This is a genomic window from Paracoccus sp. SY (assembly GCF_002901215.1).
Lineage (GTDB): Bacteria > Pseudomonadota > Alphaproteobacteria > Rhodobacterales > Rhodobacteraceae > Paracoccus > Paracoccus acridae.
Genome location: NZ_NWMQ01000002.1, coordinates 226,685 through 245,725, shown reverse-complemented (window position 1 = coordinate 245,725; position 19,041 = coordinate 226,685). Strand labels below are relative to the sequence as shown.

Below are 19,041 nucleotides of genomic sequence, written 5' to 3'. Positions count from 1 at the left end.
GCTCTAATCAAGGGCAGCAAGGAGAGGCAGGATGGCTAAGGCTGTCATCACCGCCGACTTCACTGTGCGGCGAAGTTTCCGCCGCTGGCTGGACCGTGAAGGGCTTGCATACACTGAAGATGCTGGATGGCTGAACAGTCAGTTTGTCATCCCCGAGGTCAGCGAACGGCAGGCGAGGGTGATCCGTCGAAACGTTGAGGTGTGGAGATACAGTGATGGGTGAACGCGCAACCTTCCGCCAGACCGATCTGGAAAAGGCCATTCGCGTGGCAAAGGAAGCGGGCTTGCCGGTGGCAGGCTTCCGCATCCTGCCCACGGGGGAAATCGACGTTCGCTGCGCCCCGCAGTTGCCAGGGGATGACTTTGACCTGACGGATATGCGCCGATGAAGAACGCCCTGCCGAAGTATGTCTATGCGAAGCCGGGCGGCGGGGTCTATTTCCAGCGGCGGGGCTTCAAGACGGTGCGGTTTCAGTCCGCGCCAGGAACGCCTGAGTTTGCCGCCGAGTATGCGCTGATCCTGCGGGGCCGCGCCCCTGCCCCGCAAGGCAAGACCTTGCGCGACCTCGCCATCAGCTACCAGCAGAGCGACCGCTATACGAAGCTGTCGGCCCGCAGCAAGCAGGACTACAACCGGGTGCTGGACTACATCAAGGACAAGCTGGGCCACCTGTCAGCCGAGAGGATGCAGCGCAAGGACGTGATCCGGGCGCAGGAAAGCAACCGGGACGCCGTGCGTTTCGCAAACTACATCGTGCAGGTTATCCGCGTGATGATGGAACACGCCATCGACATCGGCTGGCGCAAGGACAACCCGGCCGAAGGAACACGCCTGATCAAGAGCGAAGCCGCGCCGCGCCTGCCGTGGCCGCAAGACAAGATTGATGCCTTCCGGGCCGAGGCCCAGCTTGGCACCCGTCACCGGCTGATCTTTGAACTGCTGATCGGGACCGGCCAGCGGATCGGGGACGTGCTGCGGATGCGCTGGAACGACATATCGGACGGGGGCATCAGCGTTCGCCAGGGCAAGACCGGGGCCGCACTGTGGATCCCACTGACGGCTGATCTGCGGGCCGCGCTAGAAGCCACACCCAAGGCGGGCCTGACGATCTGCGCCCAGCCGAACGGCCAGCCGACCAGCTATGACGGGGCCTGGGGGATGATGATGGTCATCCGAAAGCGCATCGGGGCGGAAGCCTACGACATGCACGGACTGCGCCACACCACGGCCCACGAACTAGCCGCGCTTGGCTGTTCGGACGAACTAATCATGTCGGTAACAGGGCACACGTCCAAAAGGATGGTGGCCCATTATGCCGGGGCCGCACGTCAGAAATCCCGCGCGAAAGAGGCGCAGAAGCGCCGGGAACGAACAGGGGGTGAACAATGAATGTTGCGAAGATGTTGCGAAGCGCCTCATTGCACCCAATGGCAGGAAAGGCTAAGTGTTTGAAGGATAACCCCATGGAAGGGCATCAGACCCGGTGGTCTGGCCGGACTTCAAATCCGGTTGGGGCAGCGAGACTGTCCCGGGTGGGTTCGACTCCCATTCCCTTCCGCCATCATCCCAAGGCCAGCCATGAACGAGACCGATTTCGACGACTGGGTGCAGCAGACCTTTGCCGAAACCCAGGGCTTCACGATGCTGATCGTGCTTCTGGGCATCGGCGACGGGCGGATCGACCTGTTGCGGTCGGCCTATCTGCATGTGATCGGGGACGAGATCCGCTGGCCCGACATGACGGCCTATCTAGACGGATCGGGCGTGGCTTGGGACGCGGTGGTCCTGTTCCGCGCCGGCCGCGAGGGGCTGGTCAAGGACGACATCGCCCGCGACCGGCTGGACCAGCTTGTCCGCGCCATGAACGGCGACCGCACCCTGATCCGCGACGGAGAGTTCCTGAACCGCGACGGGCTGCGGCTGCGGCTGGACGACGCCGAGCCCCAGCCGCCGATCCTCAACTGATCAGCAGTCGGGCGCCGTAGCCGCCACGGGTTCGGCCCGGCCGGTCAGGTCCAGACCCCGCGCCGTCGGCGGCTGCCAGGTCGGCGAGGCGTTCACCGCGCCTTGCGTGTTCGTGCCCAGGTGGGATCCGCCCAGGCCGCCGCTCCAGCCGCTGCTGCCGGCGTTGTTGGCCTCGGTGCTGTCGCTTCCCGGCTGCGGCGTCGTGGCGGGCTCGGCCACGGTGCCAGGTGCCGGGCAATCCCCTTCGCCGGACTGGCCGGCTTCCTGCGTGGCGGCCGGCTGCGTTCCCTGGACCTGCCCACCGGGCGCCTGGTTGCGGGCGGCGTCCTGGGCCGCGGCTGCTTCGGTCGCGGCGCGGGGCTGGGCGATGTCGGGGGATGCGGCGGTCTGGGCCCAGCCTGTGCCGGCGGCCAGAAGGCTGGTGGCGATGATGACGCTGAAACGGGTCATGGCGGGCCTTTTGCAGATGGGGACGGCGGAAAACGCCCCGGCCGCCGCGCGGGTTCCGCTTGCAGAGACCTGACCCCGCGACTAGAAGGACGGGAATTTTTCGGGCTGCCGGTCGTGGCGGCCATTATGGCATGAGGACGATGATGCAGGTCACGGAAACGCAGAACGAAGGTCTCAAGCGGGGCTATCAGTTCACCCTGCCGGCAGCTGATCTGGCCGCGACGGTCGATGCGAAGCTGAAGGAAGCGCAGCCCGAAGTCGAGATGAAGGGCTTTCGCAAGGGCAAGGTCCCGATGGCCATGCTGAAGAAGCAGTTCGGCCAGCGTATCCTGGGCGACGCCATGCAGGAAGCCATCGACGGCGCGCTGAAGAACCACCTGGACACCTCGGGCGACCGTCCCGCGACCCAGCCCAAGGTGGAAATGCAGAACGGCGAGACCTGGAAGGAAGGCGACGACGTGGTCGTCAACGTTTCCTACGAGGCGCTGCCCGCGATCCCCGAGGTGGACCTGACCACCCTGACCCTGGAAAAGCTGACCGTCCCGGCCGAGGAAGCCGCCATCAACGAGGCGCTGGAGAACCTGGCGAAGTCGGCCCAGTCCTTCGAGGACCGCAAGAAGGGCAGCAAGGCCAAGGACGGCGACCAGGTGGTCATCGACTTCAAGGGCTTTGTCGATGGCGAGGCCTTCGAGGGCGGCGCGGGCGAGGATTACCCGCTGGTGCTGGGCTCGAACAGCTTCATCCCGGGCTTCGAGGACCAGCTGGTCGGCGCCAAGGCCGATGACGACGTGACGGTGAACGTCAAGTTCCCCGATCAATACGGCGCCCCGCATCTGGCGGGCAAGGACGCCACCTTCGAATGCAAGGTCAAGGCAGTGAAGGCCCCCAAGGCCGCGGAGATCGACGACGAGCTGGCCAAGAAGTTCGGCGCCGAGGATTTGGAAGGCCTGAGGAAGCAGATCGCCGGCCGCCTGGAACAGGAATATGCCGGCGCCGCCCGTGCGATCCTGAAGCGCTCGCTGCTGGACCAGCTTGACGAGAAGGTGAAGTTCGACCTGCCCGAATCGCTGGTCGAGGCCGAGGCGCAGCAGATCGCCCACCAGCTGTGGCACGAGGAAAACCCCGAGGTCCACGACCACAACCACGGCAACATCGAGCCGACCGAGGAACACAAGAAGCTGGCCGAGCGTCGCGTGCGCCTGGGCCTGCTGCTGGCCGAGATCGGCCAGAAGGCCGAGGTGACCGTCACCGACCAGGAAATGACCCAGGCCGTGCTGCGCGCCGCGCGTCAGTATCCCGGCCAGGAACGCGCCTTCTTCGAGTTCGTCCAGCAGAACCAGGCCGTTCAGCAGCAGCTGCGCGCCCCGATCTTCGAGGACAAGGTCGTCGATCACATCGCCGAACAGGCGCAGGTCACCGAAAAGACCGTGACCAAGGAAGAACTGGAAAAGGCCGTCGAGGCCCTGGACGAGCTTTGATCGTCCCTTTTCACTGAACCGAAAGGCCGCGCCATCCCGCGCGGCCTTTTCAATTGCGGCCACCTTGTGAGGTGGCCGGGTACCCCCTATCTTGCGGCCATGTCAGCACAACTCCACCTTATGAAGCTTTGCGTGGGCGCCGAAGGCCCCGAGGATCTGGCCGAATGGCAGCGGCGTTTCGGCGACGGCCATGCCGTCCATGTCACCCGCATGTGGCCCAAGCGAGAGGATGAGCTTCTGGCGGGCGGGTCGATCTTCTGGGTCTTCAAGGGCGTCATGCTGGCCCGCCAGCGGATCGTCCGGCTGGACGAACACCACCGCGACGACGGCATCCGCCGCTGCGCGCTGATCCTGGATCGCGACATCGTGCCGGTCACGGCCGTGCCGCGCCGCCCCTTCCAGGGCTGGCGCTATCTTTCCGCCCAGGATGCGCCCGCCGACATGCCGCGCGGTCGGGAAGGCGACGCCGCCCTGCCCCCGCAGATGGCGGCCGCGCTTGCCGAGATGGGCCTTGTCTGACGCTTGACGAGGCCCGCGCCTTCGTTTAGCCAAGGCGCCACGCGGGTGTAGCTCAATGGTAGAGCAGCAGCTTCCCAAGCTGAATACGAGGGTTCGATTCCCTTCACCCGCTCCAATCCCCTGCTTGACCGATCCGCATCGCCGCGTCGAAAGCGCATCGGCGGCTTTTCCCCGGGATGATCCCTTTTTCGCCTATCTCCGAATGCGAGCGTGTTTCGGTTTGACATGATGCCGACTGCGGCCGGTAATCGAGGGACGCGGCCTTGGGATGCCGCATCTTGCGACGGGAAGCTCGAGCATGAAAATCACGGTCATTTCCCTGCTGGCGGCAGGCTTGGCGATCGGCATCGGCGGACAGGCGAATGCGGCCACCCTGGCCCGGTTCGATATCAGCCTGCGATACGAGGGCACGACATACACCGATCTATCGGTAACGGATTACGGCACCGCCGGTCCGGCCGATCCGGCGGGATGGCGGGATCATTACTTCGATACCCTTCTGGCCGAGGAAAGCGCCCTGGCGCTGCCGACCCTGCGACCGGGGCTGGCCATCGGCGACATGGTGGCGTTCCGCGCCACGCTGGCCGTCCCCGAGGATCCCGGCGACATGATCGCCCCCTTCGACAATGGCGGCCACGCGCTGCGCTGCAATCTTGCCGGTGTCGGCTGCACGGACGGCGTGACGGCCACCTATGCCGACGGCGATATGCTGTTTGGCGAATTTCGGTCGCTGACGGTCGATGCGACACCGGGCGGGGCGCTGACCTATCTGTTCAACAACGACTATCTGTCGTCCGAGTCGCTGGGCTGGGGAACGATGACCTTCTTCAACAGAATGGCCGAGTTCACCGTTCTGTCCGTCAACCAGCCCGCGCCGGTGCCGCTGCCCATGTCGGCGGGCCTTCTGGGCCTGGGGATCGGCGCCCTGGCGATGACGCGCCGTCGCCGCAAGCCAGCCTGATCGAATGCCCCTGCGCTGAACAACGAAAAAGGCCGCGACAGTGTCGCGGCCTTTCGGTTTCGGATGTTCCGGGTCAGAACCCGAACGAGAACTTGCGCACGACCCCGAACTTGATCGCGGGCTGGTATTCGTCCTGGACCACCGGCGAATCCGCGGCATCGCCGATCAGCTTGCCGTATTCGATTTCGCCCAGAAGCGAGGTGTTTTCCGTCAGAGCGTATTGCGCCTCGAAGGTGATCGACGCCTTGTTGAAGCCGCCGCCGATGTCATAGGCGGGACGGCCCCCGATCGCCTCCTCGGGGGTGACGCCGAAATAGGTGGCGTTGTAATCGCCGTCGCCATAGCCGAAGCTCAGGCCCGACCAAAGGGTGACGCGGTCGGACAGTTCGGTGCGGTATCTTGCGCCGACTTCCCCGGTCAGCCCCTCGTGCCCGTCAAAGCCCTTGCGGACCGAACCGAAGGCCGTCACCGGACCCGCGCCATAGCTGACGCGCAGACCCAGTTCATAGGCGCGGTCGATGTCCTTCATCCCCGCCAGATCGTCGCTGTCCGACGCATCGCGTTCGCCGACCGTCCCGAAGGAGGGAGAGATCGCGAAACCCTCGCGCAGGTTGCTGCCCCGGGGGCCGAAGCCCGCGTTGCGCCAGATCAGCCAGGGACCGGCCTCGGCATCGTCGGAACCCGGATAATCCGGGCCGACATCCACGCCGACCCCCAGATCGACCGAAAACTCGCGGCCTGCAAAGCCGAAATCCTGCGCATGAGCACCCGTGGCAGCGGATGCGGCAAGGACGGCCAAGGCCAGCACATGTTTCATGGTCGTTTCCTTCAGGAGGGGTCGGCGGGATGTAATCGCTTCCTAGGGTCGAATCGTTACACTGCACAAGGCGCCACGGGCCAATCGTTAACGATCATCGCCCGGGCGGCACATTTGCGCAACAGCTATCCCCGCTCCGCGCCTTCCAGATTTTCCAACGCATTCATCCAGATATCCTCGGCCCGCGCCATGGCCTGCACGGCTTCGGCGCGCTTGGCGGACCAGCGTTTCGCCTCGTGCGGGTCGTTGTACAGCGCCGGATCGGCCAGCTTCACGTCCAGCTTCTGCAGCATCTCGGCCAGCTTCTGGACGCGTTCCTCGGCCCGGCGGGCCTCGGCGCGCAGGGCCAGCAACTCGTCGCGCGGCGCGCGTTTCGGCGCGGATTTCGGCTTTTCCTCGACCACCTTCGGCTCGTCCCCGCCCAGCAGGAAGCGGCGGTAATCGTCCAGGTCGCCCTCGTATGGCGCGACGGCCCCGTCACGCACCAGCCACAGCCGGTCCGCGACCAGGCCCAGCAGGTGCATGTCGTGGCTGACCAGCACCACCGCGCCGGTATAGTCGTTCAGCGCCTCGGTCAGGGCTTCGCGGGATTCGATGTCCAGGTGGTTGGTCGGTTCGTCCAGGATCAGCAGATGCGGCGCGTCGATGGTCGCGATCAGCAGCGACAGCCGCGCCTTCTGCCCGCCGGACAGTTGGCCGACCTTTGTTTCGGCCTGCGCCTCCATCAGGCCGAAGCCCGCCAGGCGCGCGCGAAGCCGGGGCGGCGCCTCGTTCGGGCGAAGCCTGCGGATATGGTCCAGGGGCGTTTCGGCCAGATCCAGTTCGTCCACCTGGTGCTGGGCGAAGTATCCGATGCGCAGCTTGGACGACCGGGTCAGCTTGCCCTCCATCGCGGGCAGGCGTTCGGCCAGAAGCTTGGACAGCGTCGATTTCCCCTGCCCGTTCCGGCCCAGAAGGGCGATCCGGTCGTCCTGGTCGATGCGCAGCGACAGCTTGCGCAGGACCGCGCGCCCGTCATAGCCGACGCTGACCCCTTCCATCGCGACGATGGGGGGCGACAGTTCCTCGGGCTGGGGAAAGCCGAAGCGGTGGAACTTGGCTTCCTCGGGCGCGGTGATCGGCTCCATCCGGGCCAGCATCTTGACGCGGGCTTGGGCCTGGCGGGCCTTGCTGGCCTTGGCGCCGAAGCGGTCCACGAAGCTTTGCAGATGCGCGCGGCGGGCCTGCTGCTTCTTGGCCTCGGCCGCTTGCAGGGCGCGGCGTTCGGCCCGCATCCGCGCGAAATCGTCATAGCCGCCGGTGTAGAGCGTCAGCTTGCGGTTTTCGAGATGCAGGATATGGCCGACGGCGCGGTTCAAAAGGTCGCGGTCGTGGCTGATGATGATGACCGTGTGCGGATAGCGCGCCAGATAGGTTTCCAGCCACAGCGCGCCTTCCAGGTCCAGATAGTTCGTGGGTTCGTCCAGCAGCAGCAGGTCGGGCTGCGCGAACAGCACGCCCGCCAGCGCCACGCGCATCCGCCAGCCGCCGGAAAAGTCGCTGGTGGGCCGCGCCTGGTCGGCGGTGGAAAAGCCGAGGCCGTCCAGGATGGACGCCGCCCGCGCCTCGGCCGACCAGGCGTCGATATCGGCAAGCCGGGTCTGGATGTCCGCGATGCGATGCGCGTCGGTGGCGCTGTGGCTTTCCGCCAGCAGGGCCGCGCGTTCCTTGTCCTCGGCCAGGACAGTTTCCAGGACCGAGGTCGCGGTCCCCGCCGCCTCTTGCGCGACGCCGCCGATGCGGGCGCGACTGGGCAGGCTGATGTCGCCGCCGTCGAGGCTCAGTTCGCCGCGGATCAGCCGGAACAGCGTGGTCTTTCCCGCGCCGTTGGGACCGACAAGGCCGACCTTGTGGCCTTCGGGAATGGTGGCCGAGGCCCCTTCGAACAAGGGGCGGCCCTGGATGGAATAGGATATGTCGTCGATGCGCAGCATGGCCGGGGCATGGCCGATGCAGGGGGCGGCGTCAAGCGGCGACCGCCCCGCCGCGCCCCGGCGTCATGCGGCACGGGGCCGAGGCGTCAGTTGGCCGGTTCGGCCGGGGCGGCGTCTGCGGGGGCGGCATCCGCCGGCGCTGCGTCGGCCGGGGGCGCGTCTGCGGGCGCGGCGTCTGCTGGGGCAGTATCCGCAGGCGCGGCTTCTGCTGGGGCTGCCTCCGCCGGTGCGGCATCCGCCGGTGCGGCGTCAGCAGGGGGCGCGGTGCCCGGCGCGTTTTCGATCGGCAGGGGCGCGGTATCCGTCGTTTCGACTGCGGCCTCTGCAGCGGTTTCGGACCGGTCGCGTCCCGACAGGACCATGAAGGCGACCATGATCAGAAAACCGGCGGGGATCAGCGCGTAAATCAGCGACCGGGGCATGCCGCGGCTGGGTTTGGGTTCGGTGGCCATGGCGGGGTTCCTTTCCAGTGTCGGGGGGATAACCGGAAAGAGGCAGAGAAGTTTCAGCGCAAGAGACGCCTCGGGGGCCAGGCTGCCGGTCCTCCTCGAAGCCTTGTTCTTGAAGGACGGGCCTGTCGGGTGTAGGTTCGCCATTCAGCAGGAGTTATGGACATGAACAAGCGTCACCGGTGATCCGGCCAATCGACACTTGCAGTCGGCCCGCCTGACAGGCGTGCCTTCGTTCAATCCTTGTCCAAGGTTTTTCATGACCAGACTTGCAGGCAAGACCTCCCTGGTAACAGGGGCGGCGCGCGGCATCGGTGAAGCCATCGCCAAGGCCTTCGCATCTGAGGGGGCGCAGGTCATCGTGACCGATATCGACACTGACCAGGGCGAGGCCGTCGCGGATGCCATCGGCGGAACCTTCCTTCGCCTGGACGTGTCATCCGAAGCGGACTGGGACAATGTCGCAAGACGGTTTCCTACCCTGGACATCCTTGTGAACAACGCCGGGATCACGGGTTTCGAGGAACAGCCGACCCCCAGCCACGATCCGGAAAATGCCCAGCTTTCCCATTGGCGGGCCGTTCATGCCGTGAACCTGGACGGCACCTTCCTGGGATGCCGCTACGCGATCCGCGCCATGCGTGCCAAGGGGGCGGGGTCCATCATCAACATCTCCTCTCGGTCGGGGGTGGTCGGGGTTCCGATGGCAGCGGCCTATGCGTCGTCGAAGGCGGCGATCCGCAACCACACCAAAAGCGTGGCGCTCTATTGCGCCGCACAGGGTCTGAACATCCGCTGCAACTCGATCCATCCCGCCGCCGTGATGACCCCGATGTGGGAGCCGATGCTGGGCCAAGGCCCGGCCCGGGCGGAACGCGAAGCGGCCATCGTGGCGGACACACCCATGCGCCGGTTCGGCAGGCCCGAGGAGGTGGCGGCGATCGCGGTTCTTCTTGCCTCGGACGAAGCCGCCTACATGACCGGGGCGGAATTGACGATCGACGGCGGCATCCTGGCAGGCTCGACAGGCATCTGACGCTGGCCCCTGCGCGGCCCGCCATCCTTCCGACGAAAAAGGCCCCGCCAATCGGCGAGGCCCCATCTTCATCCTAGCCGCAGATCAATAGCGCGAGGCCATCGCCGACAGCGGCAGCGGGACGATCTTGTCGGCGTTGCCGGCCGTGCCGAAGGCCTCGAAGCGGTCCTTGCAGACCTGCGACATCATCTGCATCGCGGGCTTGAGGTATTTGCGCGGGTCGAACTCGGACGGTTCTTCCGAGAAGACCTTGCGGATCGCGGCGGTCATGGCCAGGCGGTTGTCGGTGTCGATGTTGACCTTGCGAACGCCGTGCTTGATGCCGCGCTGGATCTCCTCGACTGGGACGCCCCAGGTCGGCTTGATGTCGCCGCCATAGCTGTTGATGATCTGCTGCAGATCCTCGGGGACGGAGGACGAGCCGTGCATCACCAAATGGGTGTTGGGCAGACGGGTGTGGATTTCCTCGATCACATGCATCGCTAGGATGTCGCCGTCGGGCTTGCGCGAGAACTTGTAGGCGCCGTGCGAGGTGCCCATGGCGATCGCCAGCGCGTCCACGTTCGTGTCGTTGACGAAGCGCACGGCCTCGTCCGGGTCGGTCAGAAGCTGGTCGTGGCCCAGTTGCTCGGTCGCGCCGTGGCCGTCCTCCTGGTCGCCCATGCCGGTTTCCAGGCTGCCCAGGACGCCCAGTTCGCCCTCCACGGACACGCCGCAGGCATGGGCCATCTGCACCACCTGGGCGGTCACGTCGCGGTTATAGTCGTAATCGGCGGGCGTCTTGCCGTCGGCCTTCAGCGAGCCGTCCATCATCACGCTGGTGAAGCCGTTCTGGATGGCGGTGGCGCAGGTCGCCAAGCCGTTGCCGTGGTCAAGATGCATGCACAGCGGGATGTCGGGAAATGCCCTGGCAAAGCCCTGGATCAGGCCCGCCAGCACCAGGTCGTTGGCATAGGCGCGCGCGCCCCGGCTGGCCTGCAGGATCACCGGAGACTTCGTCGCCTGCGCGGCGGTCATGATCGCCAGGCCCTGCTCCATGTTGTTGATGTTGAAGGCGGGGACTGCGTAGCCATTCTCGGCCGCGTGGTCGAGAAGCTGGCGCAGGGTAATCATAGCCATGAAATCTTATCCTTTGCTTGGCCCGGCAAGATAGCCGAGGATCGTCTCGACCTCGTCCTTAGCGCCGAATATCAGGGGCGTCATGTCGTGTACCGCTAACGGTTTGCGATAACGGATGGGCTGAGTGCCGTCGGATGCAAGCCCGCCCGCCTGTTCGACCAGAAAGGCGATGGGCACGCATTCATAGACCAGCCGCAGCCGGCCGTTCTGGTATCCGGGGCGGCGGTCGGCGGGGTAAAGGAAGGCCCCGCCGTTCAGCAGGATGCGGTGCAATTCGCCCACGGCGGCGGCCAGCCAGCGCATGTTGAAGTCGCGCCCGCGCGGCCCGTCCTTGCCCGCCCGCAGGTCCGCGACCCAACGTTGCAGGCCCGGTTCCCAGTGGCGTTCGTTGGACGCGTTATAGGCGATGGTGGATGCGGTGGCTTTCAGCGCGACGTTTTCGCGCACCATGCGGAATTCGCCCGCATCGGCGTCCCAACCGGCGATATGGGTGCCGTCGCCCAGCGACCAGCCGAAATCCATCGAATGGCCGAAACTGGCATAGCCCGCAGCCACCACTGCTTCGCCCGTGCGCAGGAAACCCTCGGGCGCGGCGGGCAGGATGGAAAACAGCATCCCCAGGGGCGCGCCGATGCCGATGCTGCCCGACCCGTCGATGGGATCCATCGCCACGTCCCATTCGCCGTCGGGGTTGAGGGGGATGACCGCCTCGACCTCCTCGGACAGGACCTGGCGGACGCCCGCGCGGCGCAGCACCTCGATCATGTGGTGATGGGCGCCGACATCCAGCGCCTTCTGCTTGTCGCCGGAGTCGTTCACGCCCACGATCTCGGTCGGGTCGCCGTGCAGGCGTCCCGCGGCCAGGCGCTGCATCAGCGGCAACTGGGCCTCGGCTATGGCGTGGACGATGGCGGCGGGGCCGTCGCCGGTCAAGACCTGCGACAGCAGGCGGCCCACAGGCGGGCCGTCATTCGGCAGTTTCAGCATTCGTCAGGCCTTGTTGTATTTCGAATCGACCGCGACGATGGCGTTCACGTTGCCTGCGGACTTGCCGGCCTTGTCGAAGTTCTCGGTCTCGGCCAGCCAGGCGTCGGCGATGGCCTTGGCCAGTTCCGGGCCGATCACGCGGGCGCCCATGGTGATGATCTGCGCGTCGTTCGACAGCGCGGCGCGGGTGGCGGAATAGGTGTCATGGGTCAGCGCGGCGCGGATGCCGGGCACCTTGTTGGCCGCGATGCAGACGCCGATGCCGGTGCCGCAGACCAGGATGGCGCGGTCGAAAGTGCCGTCCTTGACCTGGCTCGCCACCCGGTCGGACAGGTTGGCATAGAAGGCGTCGGGGCCTTCGTCGGTGCGGCTGATTTCGGACACCTGATGCTTGTCCTTCAGGTGGTCGGCCAGGACCTTGGCCAGACCCTCGCCCGCGCTGTCGCCTGCGATTGCCAGTTTCATTTCGTCTCTCCGATGGTTGCGGCGCAGCGCGCCAGGATGTCGAGATAGCCGTCCACGTTCCAGGCGGACCGGCCGATGAACAGCCCGTCGATATGCGGGCAGGAAATCAGTTCCTCGCAATTGCCCGGATTGACCGAGCCACCGTAAAGGCAGGGCACGCGTCGCCCCAGGATGTTCTGCGCGACCGCGACGATCTCGGCCTGGCGGGCATCGGCATAGTCGGACGTGGCGGGGATCCCGTTAACGCCGATGGCCCAGACCGGTTCATAGGCCAGCAGGATCGTGGCGTTCTTTTGGTCGCCCGACAGGCGGGACAGCGCGCCGCGCACCTGGGTTTCCAGCACGTCCTGCGCGCGGCCGGATTCGCGTTCGGCCAGCGTCTCGCCGATGCAGATCAGCGGGATCAGCCCGTGGCGCACGGCGGCCTCGGTCTTCAGGCCCACGGTCTCGTCCGTCTCGCCGAAATGCTCGCGGCGTTCCGAATGGCCCAGTTCCACGATGTCGAGGTTGCAGTCACGCAGCATCACGGGGCTGATCTCGCCCGTCCAGGCGCCTTCGTCGGCCCAGTGCATGTTCTGCGCACCGACCTTCACGGATGTGCCTGACAGCCATTCCTTGACCTGGCGCACGGCGGTGAAGGGCGGGATCACGAAACGCTGGATGCGCGGGTCGCGGTCCTTGTCGGCGGCGGCCAGTCCTTCGGCAAAGACGCGAGCCTGATCCAGCGTCTTGTTCATCTTCCAGCTTGTGCCGATCCAGAAATCCGTCATGCGCTCAGTCCCTTGCGATGGTCAGCCGCAGCCCGGCCCGGTCGATCGCGGCGCGATCGGGGGGCGCGGGGGCGGCATCGGTGATGATGGCGTCGAAATCGGACAGGTCGGCCAGCATGTGCAGGGCCGACCGGCCGAAGCGCGTATGGTTGACCAGCAGCACGGCCCGGTCGGCGGCGGCGATCATCGCCCGCTTGGCACGGACCGCCGCGTCGTCCATGTGAAAGGCCCGCAGCCCGGCCACGGCGGGGGTCGAGATGAAGGCCAGATCCGCGCGCAGCCGCGACAGCGCATCCTCGGTCACGGTGCCGAAGAAGCCGTTGAACTTGGCGCTGTAGGTGCCGCCAAGCGCGATCAGCGTGATGCGCGGGGCATCCTTCAACCGGTCGATCACGGCGGCGTTGTTGGTGATGACGGTCAGGGGTGCCTTGTCGGTCAGGTTGGCGCCCAGAAGTGCTGCCATGGACCCGTCGTTGACCATCACGGTCATGCCCGGTTCCACCAGATCCAGCGCGGCGCGGGCCATGCGGGCCTTGGCGTCGCTGTCCTGCAAGGCGCGGATGCGGAAGTCGCTTTCGAACTGCGTCCCCGCCTCGATGGTGGCGCCGCCGCGCACCTTGCGCAGCAGCCCCGCCTGTTCAAGGTCGTCGAGATCCCGGTGGATGGTCATGCGCGACACGGCAAAGCGGTCGGCCAGATCGTCCAGATCCACGGCGCGCGCGCCCACCAGAAGATCCATGATCGCTTGCCGGCGTTCGTCGCGCTTCACCTGATCCTCCTCGGTTGGGGCATTTGTAACATCACCCGCAGAAATCGCAACATCGTTTGTGTGACTTTGTGATGCAGTTTTGTGATTATTGTTGTGGTTGCGACCTGTCCGAGGTATTCACCCCCAAACCGCCGGAGGACCACATGCCCCTAGATTCGCCCAAAGACCCCAAGATCGCCGCCAAGGCCGATCTGGACCCGCAGAACTTCGCGCTTGCCAACTGCATCCGCGCGCTGTCCATCGACGCGGTGAACGCCGCGAATTCGGGCCATCCGGGCGCGCCCATGGGCATGGCTGACGCGGCCACGGTCCTGTTCCGCAACCACCTGAAGTTCGATGCGAAGAACCCCGACTGGCCGGACCGCGACCGCTTCGTGCTGTCGAACGGCCACGCGTCCATGCTGCTCTACAGCCTGCTGCACCTGACGGGTTACGAGGACATGACGCTGGAGCAGGTGAAGAACTTCCGCCAGTGGGGCTCGATCACCGCCGGCCACCCGGAATACGGACACGCCAAGGGCATCGAGACGACGACCGGCCCGCTGGGCCAAGGCATCGCCACCGCCGTGGGCATGGCGCTTGCGGAACGGGCTTTGGCGGCCGAATTCGGCGACGACCTGGTCGATCATCACACCTATGTCTTCGTGGGCGACGGCTGCCTGCAGGAAGGCATCGGGCAGGAAGCCATCAGCCTTGCGGGCCACCTGGGCCTGGGCAAGATGATCGTGCTTTACGACGACAACGACATCACCATCGACGGCCCGACCTCGATCAGCTTTTCGGAAGATGTCGCGGCGCGGTTCCAGGCCTGCGGCTGGCATGTCCAGAAATGCGACGGCCATGACGGCAAGGCCCTTGATGCGGCGATCACGGCGGCCAAGGCGGAAACGGGCAAGCCGTCCCTGATCGCGATGAAGACGGTGATCGGCTTCGGCTCGCCCAACAAGGCGGGCACCTATTCGGTCCACGGCTCGCCCCTGGGCCGCGACGAGGCCGCGCTGACCCGCGAGGCGATCGGCTGGGCGCATGATCCCTTCGTCATCCCCGAGGACCTGCTGTCCGAATGGCGCAGGATCGGCACCCGCGGCGCCACCGACCGCGAGGCCTGGGAAGCCCGCCTGGCCGGCAAGTCCGCCGAGGTCCGCGACGAGTTCAACCGCCGCCTGTCGGGCGAATTGCCCGAGGGCTATGACGCCGCCGTCAAGGCCGCCCGCGACGCGCTGTTCGCGGAACCCAAGAAGGCCGCAACCCGCAAGGCCAGCCAGATGGCGCTGGAACCCCTGACCGCCGCCCTGCCGGAAATGATCGGCGGGTCCGCCGACCTGACCGGATCGAACCTGACCCGCGTCAAGGCGGTGGACAGCCAATACACCCGCCAGGCGCCCGGCCGCTATATCGGCTATGGCGTGCGCGAATTCGGCATGGCCGCCGCGATGAACGGGATCAACCTGCATGGCGGCTTCATCGCCTATGGCGGGACGTTCCTGGTGTTTTCCGACTATGCCCGCAACGCGATCCGCCTGTCGGCGCTGATGGGGGTCGGCACGATCTATGTGATGACCCATGACAGCATCGGGTTGGGCGAGGATGGCCCGACCCACCAGCCGATCGAACATCTGGCATCCCTGCGCGCGATCCCGAACCTGACGGTCCTGCGCCCTGCCGACACGGTGGAAACGCTGGAAGCCTGGGACATTGCGATCCGCAACCGCAACGTGCCCTCGCTTCTGGCCCTGTCGCGCCAGGACGTGCCGCAACTGCGCCTTGATGCCGGGGACGAGAACCTGACCGCCAAGGGCGCCTATGTCCTCCGCCAGTTCGGGGAAGGCCGCGACGTGACCCTGATCGCGACGGGGACCGAGGTGCAGCTTGCCGTCCAGGCCGCCGAGGCGCTGCACGAGGGCGGGCTGAACGTCGCCGTCGTGTCGATGCCGTCCTGGGAGTTGTTCGACGCCCAGCCCGAGGATTACCGCAAGGCGACCCTGGGCGACGCGCCGCGCATCGCGGTCGAAGCCGCGGGCAAGTTCGGCTGGACGCGCTATGTCGCGTCCGAGGACGACGTGATCGGCATGACCGGCTTTGGCGCATCCGCCCCCATCGACCGGCTGTATCAGGAGTTCGGGATCACGGCGGACGCCATCGTTGCCCGCGCCAAGGCAGTGACGGCGAAGTAAGCGCAACGGTGCGTTCAAGCACGCACCCTGCCCGCAAACCGTAGGGTGCGTGCTTTGCACGCACCTTTTTCTATTGATCCGCCAAGGCCTGCGCCGTCGCCTCGTCCGTGATCAGCCCGCGCAGGCGTCCGCTGCGCAGCGCGGCGCGGATCGCCTGGACCTTGTCCTCCCCGCCCGCGATCACCACGACCCGGCTTTCCCCCGGTTCATCCAGCGATGCCGACAGCGTGCGCGCGGACAGCGTGGTTTCCAGCACCCGACCCCCGGCGTCGAAGAAATGGCCCATCATCTCGCCCACGCCGCCCGCTGCGCGGATTTCGTCGATCTCTCGCGGCTCGATCATGCCCGATGCCACAAGCTGCGCGCCGGGATCGACCGTGCCCATGCCCACGAATTTCAGATCCGCGCCATTGGCCAGGTCGAAGATGTCGCGCACGCCCGGCTGGTTCAGCAGCACCGCGCGGTCGGATTCGGAATTGGCGAAGAAGGGCACCGGCAGGACATAGGCCTGCGCACCCGTGCGTTCGGCCAGCCGGTGCATCACGTCGTGGCGGTTGGCGGAATAATGCCGCGTCAGCCCGCCCAGCAGCGACACGAAGCATGTGCCGTTGGCATCAAACCGCGGCAGTTCCTGTACCGCCGCCGCAAGCGTTCGCCCATGGCCCAGGCCGATGGTCCCGTGTTCGCCGCGCTCGATTTCGCGGCGCAGGAAGCTGGCCCCGGCCAGGCCCAGGGCGCGCAGGGGCATCCCTTCCTCGCCCAGTTCGGGGGCGACCTCGCAGAAGGCCAGGCCATAAAGCGCGCAAAGCCGGTCCTCCAGCATGGCGCATTCCACGATCTCGCCGTCGATGCTGACCTTGACCACGCCATCGGCCACGGCGCGGGCGATCAGGCGATGCGCCTTGACCCCGGTGACGCCCAGCCGCTTGGCGACCGCCGCCTGGGTCAGCCCGCCCGCGTAATGCAGCCAAGCCGCGCGGGTGGCGAGGCTTCGTTCCGGGTCGATCCCCCCCTGTCGCGCCATCAGCCCGCCTCCTCCATGATGCGGCGAAGCTGGTTTTCGCTCAGCGCCACCGGGTTGGCCTTCATCGAGGATGACGCCGCCGCGGCCTGGGCAGCGGCGGCCTGCGCCTCGGGGCCGATGCCAAGCGCGGTCAGCGCGGGAAGGCCCGCACGATGCGACCAGTCGGCAAGCGCCCGCACCGCCTCGGGCATCGAGGCGAAGGGCGTGTCGAAGGCTGCGCCGATCCAGCGGGCGACCTGATCCAGGCGCTCAATGGCGCCCGGATCGGTCGCGGCATGGCGGTTCATCATCAGCACAGGGGGCAGCAGCGCGCCGCAGATCGCGCCATGCGGCGCGCCGGTCAGCCCGCCCAACGGCCCGGCAAGCCCGTGGACCGCGCCAAGCCCGGCATTGGCAAGCGCCAGGCCCCCGCAAAGGCTGACCCAGGCCATCTCGTCCCGCGCCTCGGCATCCTCGGCCTCCATCAGCCGCCGGATCGCGGCAAGCCCGCGCGGGATCGCGTCGCGGCACAGGGCGTCGGTCAAGGCATTGGCGCGGGTGCAGACGAAAGGCTCGATCACCTGGGTGATGGCATCCAGGCCCGAGGCCAGCGTCACAGGGCGCGGGCAGCCATCGGTCAGCGCGGGGTCCACGATCGCCAGTCGCGGCAGCATCCGCGCGTCGCGCAGGCTGACCTTGCGGCGGTGTTCCGGCACGCCGATCACGGCGTTGCGCGTGACCTCGGCCCCCGTGCCTGCGGTGGTGGGGATGGCGACAAAGGGCAAGGGCGGATGGTCCAGGGGCAGGCCCCGACCCACGACCTCAAGGTAGTCCAGCATCGGGCGCGTGGCGGGGACAAGGGCGGCGATGGCTTTTCCCGCGTCGATCACCGCGCCCCCGCCCAGGGCCACCACGACCTGCGCGCCCTGTGCGGCGCGGATGCCCTGGGCCACCAGATCGGTGTCGGGTTCGCGCGGCACGGCGAAAGCCGTGACCTCGCATCCCTGCCCCGTCAGCGCATCCGCCAGCCAGGCGGCACGGTCGGCGCTGCGTCCGTGGACCAGCAGCACCCGTTGCCCAAGCCCCGCCACCCGCGCGGCGACGCCATCCGCCTGCCCCCTGCCGAACAGGATCTCGGTCGCCGTGGCAAAGGCGAAGGGCGCGGCCATCAGATCCGCAGATCCCCGGCGCCGCTGTCGATATGCGGCGCCCAGAAGGCCACGCTTTCGGCGATATGGGCGATCACCTGGCGGTCGTTCGGTTCGCGTTCCTTGAAGGACAGTTCCAGGCAGATCTCGTTTTCCACGGCGCCGCCCTGGGCCAGGGCCTCCAGCAGCGGTTCCGGCTGGACGCGGCCCTTGGCATTGTATTCGGCGGTAAAGGGACGGTGGCCCGACTTGTCCATCATCGACTGCTTGATGTGGATGATGGGCGACACCTTGGGCACCGCGCGCGCCCAGGCATAGGGATCGGTGTCATCCGGGTTCGGGCTGGTCACGTCGCCGTGGTCGATGTCGGCCATCATCCACATGGGCACCGCCATGCCCGCCGCCGTCAGCCGGTCCTGCAGGTCCATGCAGGCTTGGATAGTTTCGCCGAACTCGCGCCCCACGCTCATCGGTTCCCAGAAGACATAGGACAGGCCGGCGGCCTTGGCATGGTCCGCGACCTCGGCCCAGGCGTCGATGGCGGTCTGGATCAGATCCTCGCGCCGCTGCGGGTCGTCATAATCGCGATAGGTGAAGATCGCGAATTGCGTGCCGACCGATGTGCCGCCCAGGTCGCCGATGATGTCGGCGAAGGTCTTGAACCAGTCCACATAATACCGCCGCACGTCGGGGTCCGGGTGGCCGAAATGGTTCAGCCGCCCGTAAGGCCCGGTCATCCCGCTGGTCACGCGCACGCCGGTCCGGTCCAGGGCCGCGCCCATCTGGCGCGTCAGGCGGCGGATCACCGGGGCGGGCCAGGACGGGTTGATGAACTCATGCGTCAGTTGCAGGTCGCGGATCCGCAGATCGCGCGCCACTGTGTCGATCAGGTCGTCGGGATCGGCAAAGCGGTTGACCAGCGGGTTGGTGTTCAGCGACAGCGTCAGGGCCATGGCG

Annotated in this window: 21 protein-coding genes and 2 tRNA genes; 11 read left to right on the top strand and 12 right to left on the bottom strand. The window is 66.8% G+C overall.

The window, feature by feature from the left end:
* Positions 1 to 31 precede the first annotated feature (31 nt).
* From CK944_RS03030 to CK944_RS03015, 5 genes are all read left to right on the top strand, one after another.
* Positions 32 to 223: a hypothetical protein gene (locus CK944_RS03030; protein WP_103171548.1), complete on the top strand. Its 192-nt coding sequence runs from the start codon at positions 32 to 34 to the stop codon at positions 221 to 223.
* Positions 216 to 389 carry a hypothetical protein gene (locus CK944_RS23115; RefSeq protein ID WP_158247939.1) on the top strand — a complete coding sequence of 58 codons (174 nt, stop codon included), beginning with the start codon at positions 216 to 218 and terminating at the stop codon, positions 387 to 389. Before CK944_RS03030 ends, CK944_RS23115 begins: the two co-directional genes overlap by 8 nt.
* Positions 386 to 1,390, top strand: a complete 1,005-nt coding sequence (locus CK944_RS03025; protein ID WP_103171547.1) for a tyrosine-type recombinase/integrase — start codon at positions 386 to 388, stop codon at positions 1,388 to 1,390. Before CK944_RS23115 ends, CK944_RS03025 begins: the two co-directional genes overlap by 4 nt.
* 76 nt (positions 1,391 to 1,466) lie before the next feature.
* Positions 1,467 to 1,562, top strand: a tRNA-Sec gene (locus tag CK944_RS03020).
* 17 nt (positions 1,563 to 1,579) lie between these two features.
* On the top strand, positions 1,580 to 1,966 hold the full coding sequence (locus CK944_RS03015) for a hypothetical protein (RefSeq protein ID WP_103171546.1): 387 nt from the start codon (positions 1,580 to 1,582) through the stop codon (positions 1,964 to 1,966).
* On the opposite strand, the gene CK944_RS03010 is transcribed toward CK944_RS03015, so the two are convergent.
* Positions 1,967 to 2,416, bottom strand: a complete 450-nt coding sequence (locus CK944_RS03010) for a hypothetical protein (RefSeq protein WP_103171545.1) — start codon at positions 2,414 to 2,416, stop codon at positions 1,967 to 1,969.
* Between the two features lie 143 nt (positions 2,417 to 2,559).
* Between CK944_RS03010 and tig the strand changes: the two genes are divergently transcribed.
* From tig to CK944_RS02990, 4 genes are all read left to right on the top strand, one after another.
* Positions 2,560 to 3,894, top strand: a complete 1,335-nt coding sequence (gene tig, locus CK944_RS03005; RefSeq protein ID WP_103171698.1) for a trigger factor — start codon at positions 2,560 to 2,562, stop codon at positions 3,892 to 3,894.
* A 99-nt stretch (positions 3,895 to 3,993) separates the two neighbouring features.
* Entirely contained in the window at positions 3,994 to 4,413 is a 420-nt protein-coding gene (locus tag CK944_RS03000; RefSeq protein ID WP_103171544.1) for a DUF1489 family protein, read from the top strand.
* 41 nt (positions 4,414 to 4,454) lie between these two features.
* Positions 4,455 to 4,528 (top strand) — tRNA-Gly (locus CK944_RS02995).
* Positions 4,529 to 4,711: 183 nt separating this feature from the next.
* Positions 4,712 to 5,374 carry a hypothetical protein gene (locus CK944_RS02990; RefSeq protein ID WP_103171543.1) on the top strand — a complete coding sequence of 221 codons (663 nt, stop codon included), beginning with the start codon at positions 4,712 to 4,714 and terminating at the stop codon, positions 5,372 to 5,374.
* 73 nt (positions 5,375 to 5,447) lie between these two features.
* Here the strand turns inward: CK944_RS02990 and CK944_RS02985 are convergent, their stop codons facing one another.
* From CK944_RS02985 to CK944_RS23590, 3 genes are all read right to left on the bottom strand, one after another.
* Positions 5,448 to 6,191: a MipA/OmpV family protein gene (locus CK944_RS02985; protein WP_103171542.1), complete on the bottom strand. Its 744-nt coding sequence runs from the start codon at positions 6,189 to 6,191 to the stop codon at positions 5,448 to 5,450.
* Between the two features lie 125 nt (positions 6,192 to 6,316).
* Entirely contained in the window at positions 6,317 to 8,164 is a 1,848-nt protein-coding gene (locus CK944_RS02980) for an ABC-F family ATP-binding cassette domain-containing protein (protein ID WP_103171541.1), read from the bottom strand.
* Positions 8,165 to 8,250: 86 nt separating this feature from the next.
* A complete protein-coding gene (locus CK944_RS23590; RefSeq protein WP_188715144.1) occupies positions 8,251 to 8,616 on the bottom strand; it encodes a hypothetical protein in 366 nt (121 codons plus the stop codon).
* Between the two features lie 256 nt (positions 8,617 to 8,872).
* Between CK944_RS23590 and CK944_RS02970 the strand changes: the two genes are divergently transcribed.
* On the top strand, positions 8,873 to 9,649 hold the full coding sequence (locus tag CK944_RS02970; RefSeq protein ID WP_103171540.1) for a glucose 1-dehydrogenase: 777 nt from the start codon (positions 8,873 to 8,875) through the stop codon (positions 9,647 to 9,649).
* Between the two features lie 84 nt (positions 9,650 to 9,733).
* Here the strand turns inward: CK944_RS02970 and fba are convergent, their stop codons facing one another.
* From fba to CK944_RS02945, 5 genes are read right to left on the bottom strand one after another with little or no spacing between them, the layout of a single operon-like run.
* Positions 9,734 to 10,768, bottom strand: a complete 1,035-nt coding sequence (fba, locus tag CK944_RS02965; RefSeq protein ID WP_103171539.1) for a class II fructose-bisphosphate aldolase — start codon at positions 10,766 to 10,768, stop codon at positions 9,734 to 9,736.
* Positions 10,769 to 10,774: 6 nt separating this feature from the next.
* Positions 10,775 to 11,755, bottom strand: coding sequence for a class 1 fructose-1,6-bisphosphatase (locus CK944_RS02960; RefSeq protein ID WP_103171538.1), 981 nt, complete (start codon positions 11,753 to 11,755; stop codon positions 10,775 to 10,777).
* Positions 11,756 to 11,758: 3 nt separating this feature from the next.
* A complete protein-coding gene (locus CK944_RS02955; protein ID WP_103171537.1) occupies positions 11,759 to 12,220 on the bottom strand; it encodes an RpiB/LacA/LacB family sugar-phosphate isomerase in 462 nt (153 codons plus the stop codon).
* Positions 12,217 to 12,990: a triose-phosphate isomerase gene (locus CK944_RS02950; RefSeq protein WP_103171536.1), complete on the bottom strand. Its 774-nt coding sequence runs from the start codon at positions 12,988 to 12,990 to the stop codon at positions 12,217 to 12,219. The genes CK944_RS02955 and CK944_RS02950 overlap by 4 nt, the downstream gene beginning before the upstream one ends.
* A gap of 4 nt (positions 12,991 to 12,994) precedes the next feature.
* Positions 12,995 to 13,759 carry a DeoR/GlpR family DNA-binding transcription regulator gene (locus tag CK944_RS02945; RefSeq protein ID WP_103171535.1) on the bottom strand — a complete coding sequence of 255 codons (765 nt, stop codon included), beginning with the start codon at positions 13,757 to 13,759 and terminating at the stop codon, positions 12,995 to 12,997.
* 143 nt (positions 13,760 to 13,902) lie between these two features.
* Here CK944_RS02945 and tkt point away from each other — a divergent pair, with 143 nt between their 5' ends.
* On the top strand, positions 13,903 to 15,933 hold the full coding sequence (gene tkt, locus CK944_RS02940; protein ID WP_103171534.1) for a transketolase: 2,031 nt from the start codon (positions 13,903 to 13,905) through the stop codon (positions 15,931 to 15,933).
* Between the two features lie 70 nt (positions 15,934 to 16,003).
* Here tkt and CK944_RS02935 read toward each other — a convergent pair whose 3' ends face one another.
* From CK944_RS02935 to CK944_RS02925, 3 genes are read right to left on the bottom strand one after another with little or no spacing between them, the layout of a single operon-like run.
* The gene (locus CK944_RS02935; RefSeq protein WP_103171533.1) at positions 16,004 to 16,957 is read right to left on the bottom strand and encodes a sugar-binding transcriptional regulator; all 954 of its coding nucleotides are present in this window, start codon (positions 16,955 to 16,957) and stop codon (positions 16,004 to 16,006) included.
* Positions 16,957 to 18,105 (bottom strand): iron-containing alcohol dehydrogenase, encoded by a 1,149-nt coding sequence (locus CK944_RS02930; protein ID WP_103171532.1) that lies wholly within the window; start codon positions 18,103 to 18,105, stop codon positions 16,957 to 16,959. The genes CK944_RS02935 and CK944_RS02930 overlap by 1 nt, the downstream gene beginning before the upstream one ends.
* Positions 18,105 to 19,037, bottom strand: a complete 933-nt coding sequence (locus CK944_RS02925) for a sugar phosphate isomerase/epimerase (protein ID WP_103171531.1) — start codon at positions 19,035 to 19,037, stop codon at positions 18,105 to 18,107. The genes CK944_RS02930 and CK944_RS02925 overlap by 1 nt, the downstream gene beginning before the upstream one ends.
* Positions 19,038 to 19,041 lie beyond the last annotated feature (4 nt).